The organism is Paenibacillus piscarius (genome assembly GCF_022234545.1).
In the GTDB taxonomy this organism is placed as follows: Bacteria; Bacillota; Bacilli; order Paenibacillales; family Paenibacillaceae; genus Paenibacillus_AQ; species Paenibacillus_AQ piscarius.
In genome coordinates this window covers 351,388-361,167 of record NZ_JAIEUI010000005.1, presented here as the reverse complement: position 1 = coordinate 361,167, position 9,780 = coordinate 351,388, and the positions used below count along the sequence as shown (strand labels likewise).

10 protein-coding genes are annotated in these 9,780 nt (G+C 39.4%); 6 read left to right on the top strand and 4 right to left on the bottom strand.

Going from position 1 to position 9,780, the window contains the following annotated elements; translation table 11 throughout:
- Window positions 1-263 precede the first annotated feature (263 nt).
- Together K1558_RS12080 and K1558_RS12075 are read left to right on the top strand one after the other, a co-directional pair.
- The gene (locus K1558_RS12080) at window positions 264-1,163 is read left to right on the top strand and encodes an oxidoreductase (protein WP_238651823.1); all 900 of its coding nucleotides are present in this window, start codon (window positions 264-266) and stop codon (window positions 1,161-1,163) included.
- 23 nt (window positions 1,164-1,186) lie between these two features.
- Entirely contained in the window at window positions 1,187-2,092 is a 906-nt protein-coding gene (locus K1558_RS12075) for a helix-turn-helix domain-containing protein (RefSeq protein WP_238651822.1), read from the top strand.
- A gap of 112 nt (window positions 2,093-2,204) precedes the next feature.
- On the opposite strand, the gene K1558_RS12070 is transcribed toward K1558_RS12075, so the two are convergent.
- Complete coding sequence (locus K1558_RS12070) at window positions 2,205-2,774, bottom strand: TetR/AcrR family transcriptional regulator (protein WP_238651821.1); 570 nt, start codon at window positions 2,772-2,774, stop codon at window positions 2,205-2,207.
- A gap of 156 nt (window positions 2,775-2,930) precedes the next feature.
- Between K1558_RS12070 and K1558_RS12065 the strand changes: the two genes are divergently transcribed.
- Complete coding sequence (locus tag K1558_RS12065) at window positions 2,931-4,442, top strand: FAD-dependent oxidoreductase (protein ID WP_238651820.1); 1,512 nt, start codon at window positions 2,931-2,933, stop codon at window positions 4,440-4,442.
- 22 nt (window positions 4,443-4,464) lie between these two features.
- On the opposite strand, the gene K1558_RS12060 is transcribed toward K1558_RS12065, so the two are convergent.
- Window positions 4,465-5,037, bottom strand: a complete 573-nt coding sequence (locus K1558_RS12060) for a flavin reductase family protein (RefSeq protein WP_238651819.1) — start codon at window positions 5,035-5,037, stop codon at window positions 4,465-4,467.
- Between the two features lie 62 nt (window positions 5,038-5,099).
- A complete protein-coding gene (locus K1558_RS12055) occupies window positions 5,100-5,681 on the bottom strand; it encodes a flavin reductase family protein (protein WP_238651818.1) in 582 nt (193 codons plus the stop codon).
- 105 nt (window positions 5,682-5,786) lie between these two features.
- Between K1558_RS12055 and K1558_RS12050 the strand changes: the two genes are divergently transcribed.
- The 3 genes from K1558_RS12050 to K1558_RS12040 all read left to right on the top strand — a co-directional run bounded on the left by K1558_RS12050 (window position 5,787) and on the right by K1558_RS12040 (window position 8,615).
- Window positions 5,787-6,131, top strand: coding sequence for a winged helix-turn-helix transcriptional regulator (locus K1558_RS12050; protein WP_238651817.1), 345 nt, complete (start codon window positions 5,787-5,789; stop codon window positions 6,129-6,131).
- A gap of 125 nt (window positions 6,132-6,256) precedes the next feature.
- The gene (locus K1558_RS12045; protein WP_238651816.1) at window positions 6,257-6,931 is read left to right on the top strand and encodes an MBL fold metallo-hydrolase; all 675 of its coding nucleotides are present in this window, start codon (window positions 6,257-6,259) and stop codon (window positions 6,929-6,931) included.
- Window positions 6,932-7,190: 259 nt separating this feature from the next.
- Window positions 7,191-8,615, top strand: a complete 1,425-nt coding sequence (locus K1558_RS12040) for a glycoside hydrolase family 1 protein (RefSeq protein ID WP_238651815.1) — start codon at window positions 7,191-7,193, stop codon at window positions 8,613-8,615.
- Between the two features lie 308 nt (window positions 8,616-8,923).
- On the opposite strand, the gene K1558_RS12035 is transcribed toward K1558_RS12040, so the two are convergent.
- Complete coding sequence (locus K1558_RS12035) at window positions 8,924-9,667, bottom strand: MurR/RpiR family transcriptional regulator (protein ID WP_238651814.1); 744 nt, start codon at window positions 9,665-9,667, stop codon at window positions 8,924-8,926.
- Between the last annotated feature and the right edge of the window lie 113 nt (window positions 9,668-9,780).

The following is a 9,780-nucleotide window of genomic DNA, read 5'->3' as shown; positions in this document are numbered from 1 at the left end:
TGAATGACAAACATCGGAAAGCCGTATGAGGGAAAACCTCACGTACGGTTTGATGAGGAGGGGCTGGGTTATACCAGCCCTTTACTCTAGAAACCCATTAAGTAAATCTCTGAGATCAAGCAAAATAGTACAGTGATTTGGATAATTCCACAGTGGATGCGTATATGTACCAAGCTATAGCTCAGTAGTATCCTAAATTTAAGAAAAAAAACAAGTCAATGTGAGTTGACGTAAATGAATGAAAAGAAGGGCAGGAGACGAATATGAGTAAACAGCATTGGGACGCAACCAAAATACCGGATCAACAAGGAAAAGTAATTATCGTAACAGGCTCAACGAGCGGTCTTGGTAAAGAAGCCGTAAAAACTATTGCAGGTAAGAACGCAAAGGTGATTATGGCGGTAAGGAATGTAGATAAAGGTAAAGAAGTTGTGAATGAAATTAAAAAGGAATTCAAACATGCGGATATTGACGTTAGGAAATTAGACTTATCCAATCTTAGTTCTATTCGAGCATTCACAAATGTAATGGTGGAAAACTATGATCGGTTGGATATACTGATTAATAATGCAGGAATTATGTTTCCTCCTTACTCCAAAACGGTTGACGGATTTGAGAATCAGTTCGGAACCAATCATCTAGGCCACTTTGCGTTAACTGGTTTACTCATGCCGCTCTTAAAAAAGACAGAAGGATCAAGAATTGTCGTGCTATCCAGTCTAGGCCATACGATGGGAAAACTCGATTTTGAAGATTTGAACTGGGAAGCGAGAAAATATGATACACAGAAAGCTTATGGTGACAGTAAATTGGCAAACCTTTATTTCACGTATGAGCTAGCAAGAAGGCTTAAAAGAGAAGGCGATCATCCCAGGATTACGGCTGCACATCCGGGTTGGACAGCTACAGACTTACAGAGAAACTCGGCTTTTATGAGCGGAATGAATAGGTTTTTTGCGCAGCGTGTGCATATGGGGGTGTTACCTACCCTTCGAGCTGCTTTTGATGAAGAGGCTAAAGCCGGAGATTTTTTTGGACCCTCCAAATTGATGAATATGAGAGGGTATCCCGTTGCACACTCATCGAACAAGCTATCCTATGATGAAACCATTGCCAGAGAATTATGGCAACGTTCAGAGGAAATGACGGGAATTAAATTCTAAAGTAATAACAAAAGGGTGATACGATGAACGAAATGATCCGGATTGATTCAATCTCTTCATTGCATAAGTTATTAGGGTATGACAAACCCAAACACCCGTTGATAACCTGTATAGAACTAAACAAATTTAATCCGGGGATGGTATATCAGAACAGTCAGTTTATCAACGGATTTTATACGATCTCATTAAAGAACGGTGAGAATTTTGATATCAAATATGGCCGTCGCTACTATGATTTTAGTGAAGGAAGTATGGTTTTCGTAGCACCGGAGCAGCGATTAACGGTTGACTATGATCCGGGTGATCAAGGTTCGGAAGGCTGGATGCTCTGTTTTCATCCGGATTTGATTAGAACAAGTTCATTAGGAAAGAAAATGGATGAGTATACTTTCTTTTCTTATGCAGCAAATGAAGCGCTTCATGTATCAGAGAAGGAGAAAGATATTGTAACCAAAATCGTGCATATCCTAATCGAGGAATTCAGCCAGAATATAGATATATACTCGACGGACTTAATTGTTTCCAATCTTGAAGTATTACTTAATTATGCACAGCGATTCTATGGAAGACAATTTATTACCCGAAAAACGATTCATCATGATGTGGTGGATCGATTCGAGCAATTGTTAAAAGAAAGCTTTACTTTGCATCAACTGGGGGAGAACGGTATACCCAGTGTGAAAGAACTTGCCAAAGAAATGGGGTACTCCACCAATTATTTAAGCGATCTATTGAAGAAAGAAACAGGAAAAAACACACAAGAACATATCCATTATCAGATCATCCATCATGCTAAAAACCTGCTATCCGGTACTTCCGAACCGATCACCATTATCGCTTATAAGCTTGGATTCGAATATCCAGCCAATTTCTCGAAATTTTTTAAATCACATACGGGAATGTCACCCAATCAATTTAGAAAACATTAGAGCTGTTGATATTAATCGAATATCTGTGGAAAGCCGCTACGATTAGCGGCTTCTTTGATTTTGATCGCTATCTTAACTGAAGTCGACCATAGTATGCTGGAAAAGCTTCGTCCTATTCCAGCATGATCTTCTCGTTAACCAACTGGTAGTAATATTCATCCATTTGTTCCGCTGTAACGTCATCTTCAAGATGGTATATCCACCATGTCACCAGTAAACTTATGACTCCTGAATGGTACTCGGCTAAAAGTTCTATAGGAACCGATAGCTGTTTACCTCTTTTTTTTAGTTCGAGAAAATCTCTTCTGGAAATATCTCCGATATAATTTTTGAAAAAATCAGTAAATCCTTTGTCGCTCTTTTGGTTTTGAACAATGGGTTCTAATGAATTTTCCAACATGAATCTGGATAAGTTTTGCAAAGGCTGCCTTAGACGATCCTCAATATTTATTTTCAGATAATCCTGAAGCACCCAGGTCAGAGTTGAGTGTAAGAGTGCGAATTTATCTTCGAAATGCTTGTAAAATGTGGTACGGTGAACCATCGCCCTGTCACATATTTCATTAATCGTTATATTGCTGAAAAGTTTTCCTTGCTCGGACAACAGATCTTTAAAGGACGTAGTTAACAATTTACGTGTTCTGAGGACCCTCAAATCATCTTTAGTTTGCGTCGTTTTCATCTACATCACTTCCATATTGTAGTTTAACTATATAGTGACTTTGTATTGATTCTTACCAGAAGAGAGATTTTGATTATATATTGGTAGTATAAGTAATATTTTGATCCTCCTACAACTGTAGAACAAAACTAAGTATGAAGAAAGGATGAAGTTGAGATGTCTGAAGCGAAAAGAGCTCTGGTCATTGGAGGAGGGATTGCAGGATTGATTACGGCAAGAATGTTAGCTGACTATTATGACGAGGTATATGTGATTGAAAGGGATGAATTCCCTTTGGATCCAGATAACAGGCAGGGTGTGCCTCAATCATTTCATCCGCACCGTGTACAACCACGTGGCGCACTTATTATGGAGCGTTACTTCCCGGGATACAATGATGAATTAATCCAAATGGGAGCGGTATCTTCACATGATGAGCAGTTCCTGATTGCTAACCGATACGGCACATTAGTCAACCAAGAGGCCCCTTCTTCGTTTAAAATTGCATCGTGTAGCAGAGCTTTGCTGGAATGGGTGCTGCGCAAGCGAATCCAGAACATTCCTCAGATCAGATTTTTAACAAGTAAGGAAGTGACTGGACTTATCTTATCTGAAGATGAGCGTGCCGTCACAGGCGTGTACACCAAAGAAAGAAGCGGAGAAAAGAAGGAAGAGCAAATTCCAGCAAATATGGTTATTGATGCTTCTGGACGTTCTTCCAAGATAATCAGATGGCTTAATAAGATCGGCTTAACAGCACCAAAGCCTGAAGTGCTTAAGGTATCTCTTGGTTACAGTACCCGGTATTACAAAATAATAGGCTCCATTCCTAACGAATGGGTGATGTCTGACTCCGATCCTGAGCAAGGTATTCGTGCAGGTATATTTACGCGTATTGAGGATGATATTGTTGGACTCATTCTTTTTAATGCAGGAGGAGATGAATACCCGTCTACTCAGCCGGAGGAGTTTCAAGAACAAATCAAACATCTGTTTGCTGGAGATAAAATCGTTGGACTTATGGAGCAATTAGAACCCTTGCAAGGGCCTAGAGGATACCGTATTTCCGAGTCTATTCGTCAGCATTTTGAACTGATGGAGAATTGGCCCTCGGGCTTGCTCGTCCTGGGTGACGCACTGTGTGGTTTCGATCCTATCCACGGACAAGGCATAACTGTTGCGGCAATTGAAGCCGAGACGATCGGGAAATGTCTGGAAGAACAGCGTATACAACCTGAACTACAGTTTGAGCGTAAGGCGTTACAGCGTATGCAGCAGGCCATTGAGCCGGCCTGGTGGCTTAGTTCTGTGGCTGACATGCGTTGGAAAGGGGTGAAACATGGTGGACCTTTCGAACTGAAAGGAGTTACTTTGGGTCAGAAATATATTAATTTATTTACCAAGCAGGCGATGAAAAAAGCTGACCAGGAAAAAGATAATCAGCTCTTCTTTATGCAATTCATGATGAACGCGTTGATCCTTCCGCCAAGTGAATACTTTAAAAAGGAAGTTCTGGACATGATTCTGGATGATAATGGTTCAAAAGAGGAGATGGAATTAAGGGCAGAGCTGGTTGAACAAGATCCTGATTGGTTCCAGCAAAAATTAAATGAGACTCTTCCGATATTTGAACTAGAGTATGATGAGCATATTAAAAAACTGTTAGAATCACTTCAGCCTGCACGGTGAAAGTTTTTCTTTACCGATTTATTCAGTCTTTACCAGGTCCGTGATTAAATTTAGTACCTTTTCCAATTGCATAGAATTGACCGCCAGCCACATAGTGTACTGTACGCAATTCATCAGGAGCATCATCAAAAATCCAATGTCCGTTGTTGAATACTCGATCATCACTCCAAGCACCGACAATTTCACCCATGAAAAGATCATGTTCTTGTTCATTTTGAGCATTGGGGATAACCTTGCATACTAGCCAGCCAGCGGAACCTTCAACTAGTGGCAAATCAAATTCTTCTTGGTAAAAGAGTGGGATATTATCAAGTTTGTTGTCCATTTCTTTAGCACTGTGTTCACCAACATACAAGACCGTTTCCATTTGTTGAACCGTTGGAACATGAACTACATAGTAACCACTCTTTTCAACGAGATCACGTGTGAAAGCTTGTTTGCCGATATATGCCATCACTTTATTATTTCCCACCAGACCTACCCAAGCGGCTGCCATTACATTTTCTATCCCATCATGTTTAGCAGAAATCATGGTTGTTGGACCTACTTGCAATAAACGGTATGCTTTCTTTAAATCCACAGGCTTAATTGCCATTATTGTTCACCTTTTCATTCTTAGTTTATTTTCTTGTTGGACACTTCATTGACAAATAAGAATTAACGATTAAGAGACAAAAATGCTCTTCCTTCATTCCAGGAATTTCCAACTTTATCTCCTAGAGTGAAGTAGCCATTGCTGAATGAATCAAAAAACAACATGCCTGTCTTCTTGGCATCAATTTTACCTTTTTCATTTAAAACCGATTCATCTACTGCTATATTGACCATTCTGCCGACAATTGCATGGATATGAGTACCTCTTACAATCTCCGTAAGTTCACATTCGATTACGACAGTACTTTTTTCAAGAATCGGTGCATTAACGTATTTGCTTTGGGTAGCTTTCAAACCTGTTTTTGCAAATTTATCTGGATCTCTATACCCTGACACTGAGCCAAAAAAGTCAGCTTCCTTCATGAGATCTTGAGTGGCTAATGCAACCGTAAAAGCACCCATTTTTTCGATATTCTCGTGCGTCTTTTTATTTGTACCCACACCCAAATTGATATATCCTCCGTGATTCATCGTGCACCAGTGCAAATTCATCACATTGACAGTTCCGTTCTCATCGTAAGTAGATATCATCAAAAGTGGCATGGGATAGCCATAACCAAAAGCACGTGGACTGAAATTTTTCATGATTAAAATTACCTCCGTTCAGATATGATGTATAGTATAATGAAAACATCACAAAAGAATAGTATGCACTTTTAAGTAAGATACTATCAAAAAGGAGAGTATTACATGATTCACAGTAAAGCAAAAAATGAAAAAGAAGACAGTAATGAATCATTCGTGTATACCTTATCGCTAATAAGTGGTAAATGGAAATTACATATCTTATTCTTGCTATTGAAGGAAGAGGTTATGCGTTACGGTGAGTTGAAAAGAGCGCTTGAAGGAGTTACTCATAAAATGCTTAGCAATCAATTAAAAGAGCTAGAGGCTGATTCGCTCATTACACGCCATGAATACTCACAAGTACCGCCTAAAGTTGAGTACTACCTTTCAGAGCGTGGCAAATCCCTCATCCCTGCTCTGCAAGAGCTTTGCAAGTGGGGAGCAGCTCATATGGACGATGAACAATAAGTCGCCCCGGTGAATTATAACCGTGGGTTTCTTTTGTTTTTAAATGAAAGTGAATGTAAAAGGGTTGACTTGTCGCTTACTTTAAGTAATATAATATGTTTACAAAATTGAAGGAGCGAATGTCTATGTCTCAACCGAATTATGGTATTAAAGCAATTAAACTTGAAATGGAATATTATGGGCAACCATTTATAGTGTATCCAACATTGTTATGGGATGAACAGAATGTAATACTTGTTGATACAGGTATTCCAGGACAATTGGCACAAATTCGTACGTTACTCGAAAAAGAAAATTTCAGTTTAGATAAACTCACGCATATCATCATTACACATCAAGATGGGGATCACATTGGCAGTCTGCCGGAATTACTTGAAGCCAGGGGAGAGGAGGTAACGGTGCTCGCTCATGAGGAAACTGTACCTTATTTGACCGGAGCCGTTCCGCTTATCAAAAGTAAAGATTTTGCATCGTCCGTGCACGTTCATACAGCATTAACGGATAGAGACATTTTGCCCTTTGCAGGGGGTATTCAAGTCGTCTTTACACCAGGACACACACCAGATCATATGTCGCTATATCATATCCCAAGCCAAACGTTAATTGCTGGTGATGCTCTAAATGCGAAAGATGGTCGTCTCTTGTCCTTTAATGACGAACAAACTTTGGATCATACAACTGCGTTAAACTCGATTGCCAAACTGTTAGAGCTTGATATTAGAAAAGTGATTACGTATCATGGTCACGAAGTTACGAATCAGATTAAGGAAAGTCTTCAGAACATTGTAGATATGGAATAACTTATCATGATGAAGTCGTCATTTTGGCGGCTTTTTTATTTTGTAGCTCGCACACAGTAAGCTTAAGACACACTGTGTTACTTTTATGTTACAAATGTGAATCTCTGATACCTTGTACTAAATAAGAAATAGCATGTATTTTATGCATGAATCTATGTAACATAAGTTGTGAAAACAAATACATGATAAAAAACCGATAAAGCGGGATTCGTTTTATTTCCAGCTCTGCTTAAGGTTAATAGAAAGGTGGGTTTACCAAATGAGTCAAACATTTCAATTTCCTAACGGTTTTTTGTGGGGAGGCTCCGTCTCTGCTAACCAAATAGAAGGAGCGTACCAAGAAGACGGAAAAGGACTTTCCATTCAGGATATCATGCCAAACGGCATTCAAACACCTCCGACGAATGAACCTACAGAGGATAATATGAAGTTAATTGCGATTGACTTCTATCACCGATATAAAGAAGATATTAAACTTCTTGCCGAGATGGGTTTCAAAGTTTTTCGTACGTCTATAGCTTGGTCCAGAATCTTCTCGAAAGGGGATGAACTTGAGCCCAACGAAAAAGGCCTCCAATTTTACGATAACCTCTTTGATGAGTGCCGAAAATACGGGATTGAACCTCTAGTTACGATTTCTCATTATGAGACTCCTCTTCATCTCGTTAGGGAATACGATGGCTGGGCGAATCGAAAAATGGTCGATTTCTATGAACGATATGTGCGAACCATTTTTGAGAGATACCAAAACAAAGTGAAGTATTGGCTCACATTTAACGAGATTAATTCGATTCTTGAACACCCGTTTGCAAGTGGCGGGATTAACACCCCTAAGGATCAACTTAGCAAACAGGCCCTGTATCAAGCGGTTCACCACGAGTTTGTTGCAAGTGCACTAGCGGTTAAAATTGGGCATGAAATTAATCCCGAGTTCAAAATTGGTTGTATGGTCATTGCTATGCCGATTTACCCATTGACTCCTGACCCTAATGATATGATCAAAGTGATGGAAGCGGATCATAAGAACACAGGTTTTACGGATGTCCATGTGCGTGGTTATTACCCAGGTTACATGAAACGTTACTTGAAAGATAACGGGATCACCATTCATTTCGAGCCTGATGACGAAGAAATTTTGAAGAATACCGTTGACTTTATTTCCTTTAGCTATTATCAAAGTAGTTGCGAAACAGCTGATCCAGCCAAGCAAATTAAAGGAGAAGGAAACCTGATTGGCGGTGTTCCCAATCCGCTCTTAACCGCGAGTGATTGGGGTTGGCAGATCGACCCTCAAGGCTTAAGGTATATCATGAATGCGATGTATGATCGTTATCAGAAGCCATTATTCATCGTTGAAAATGGATTAGGAGCCGTAGATGAACTGATTACGGACGAAAACGGTAACAAAACCGTTATTGATGATTATCGCATTAAATATTTGAAGGAACACTTGCTTCAAGTCGCTGAAGCCATTCAAGATGGTGTTGAATTAATGGGCTATGCAACTTGGGGTTGTATTGACTTGGTTAGTGCAACAACTGCTGAAATGAAAAAACGGTACGGATTCATCTTTGTGGATCGTCATGATGATGGTTCAGGAACATTGGAACGCTATCGAAAGAAATCCTTCTACTGGTACAAAGATGTCATTGAGAGCAATGGAAGTAGCTTGTTTCGTGAATAGCATATTTCAATTCTTGGCAGATAGCAGTAGGGGTGGGCAGTCATTGCCTTTGTAGCAGCGATCATGTGAGTGGAATAAAAGAACGTCCGCAAATTTAACTTCCCTGGGGAAATAGAAGAGCATGGACGATTACGCTCTCATTTGGATTAATGGCGATGGTTGGGGTAGGGGGCTTGTTCACTTTAAACCTGATGTTACCGATTGATTCTACAACCAATGTTATAGCAGCTTAAAAGAGAGTCGAGATGACTCTCTTTTTGTTTGCGTAAATTTAGTAAGAATGGATGCTCTATGCTCTACTACAACTCTTATTCTAGTTTTGCAAGAAGATTGTAAGCCTCTTTACCTAGCCATTCTAATAAGAAAATAACAGGTGTGTGTGTAGTGAGGTCAATACTTCCGTGATACTCTTCTTTTACATAATAAGGAATACATACATCTGAAATTTTGGCCATGGTAGATTGGCGATTATTCGTAATTGCAATAATTTTATGCTTATCCTGCTTGATCCGTTGGAGGTAAGGTTGAACATATGGGTTTTCACCTCGCGTAGACAAAGCAATCGTAATACTGTCTTTTTGAATTCTCGTATGAATAGGATAATGAGGATCTTTTATGTACATAGAGAATATCCCTAAATTTGAAAATAACCTAGCTCCATATTCACCCATTACTCCAGAGCTTCCGATACCAATAAAAATGACATTACTAGCTGTAGCAATTAAGTTCGCTGCTGCTGAAATTTTTTCCACCAATTCAGGAGATTGAGAATGTTCAAAAAATGCATACACTGCATGATGAGGACTTTTCAACTCCTGCTTCGTTAGTTTATCTTTTTGGGAAACGAGCATCTTAAGTTTAACTTTGAATTCGGAAAATCCCTCACATTGATTCTTTCTGCAAAACCGCAAAATGGTGGCTGTAGATACATGAGTTTCATCGGCCAGCTCTCTAATACGCATGTACGCTACTTTTTCCATATTTTGAGAAATATAGTTATACAAGGATAGCTCCAATTCATTATAGGACGAGATTTGCTCACTGGTGAACATGAAAATTCACTCCCTTAGACCATAATAGTAAGAATAGGTAATCTGCTTAGGCAGTATACATCACCGTTACAAAAAAAACAACACGTTACATTTTTGTTACAAGAATCATTATG

Coding starts and splice junctions, on each gene's coding strand:
- K1558_RS12045 (WP_238651816.1), top strand. CDS start 6,257: ATGTCTCAACCGAATTATGGTATTAAAGCAATTAAACTTGAAATGGAA.
- K1558_RS12070 (WP_238651821.1), bottom strand. CDS start 2,774: ATGAAAACGACGCAAACTAAAGATGATTTGAGGGTCCTCAGAACACGT.
- K1558_RS12075 (WP_238651822.1), top strand. CDS start 1,187: ATGAACGAAATGATCCGGATTGATTCAATCTCTTCATTGCATAAGTTA.
- K1558_RS12040 (WP_238651815.1), top strand. CDS start 7,191: ATGAGTCAAACATTTCAATTTCCTAACGGTTTTTTGTGGGGAGGCTCC.
- K1558_RS12050 (WP_238651817.1), top strand. CDS start 5,787: ATGATTCACAGTAAAGCAAAAAATGAAAAAGAAGACAGTAATGAATCA.
- K1558_RS12035 (WP_238651814.1), bottom strand. CDS start 9,667: ATGTTCACCAGTGAGCAAATCTCGTCCTATAATGAATTGGAGCTATCC.
- K1558_RS12080 (WP_238651823.1), top strand. CDS start 264: ATGAGTAAACAGCATTGGGACGCAACCAAAATACCGGATCAACAAGGA.
- K1558_RS12065 (WP_238651820.1), top strand. CDS start 2,931: ATGTCTGAAGCGAAAAGAGCTCTGGTCATTGGAGGAGGGATTGCAGGA.
- K1558_RS12055 (WP_238651818.1), bottom strand. CDS start 5,681: ATGAAAAATTTCAGTCCACGTGCTTTTGGTTATGGCTATCCCATGCCA.
- K1558_RS12060 (WP_238651819.1), bottom strand. CDS start 5,037: ATGGCAATTAAGCCTGTGGATTTAAAGAAAGCATACCGTTTATTGCAA.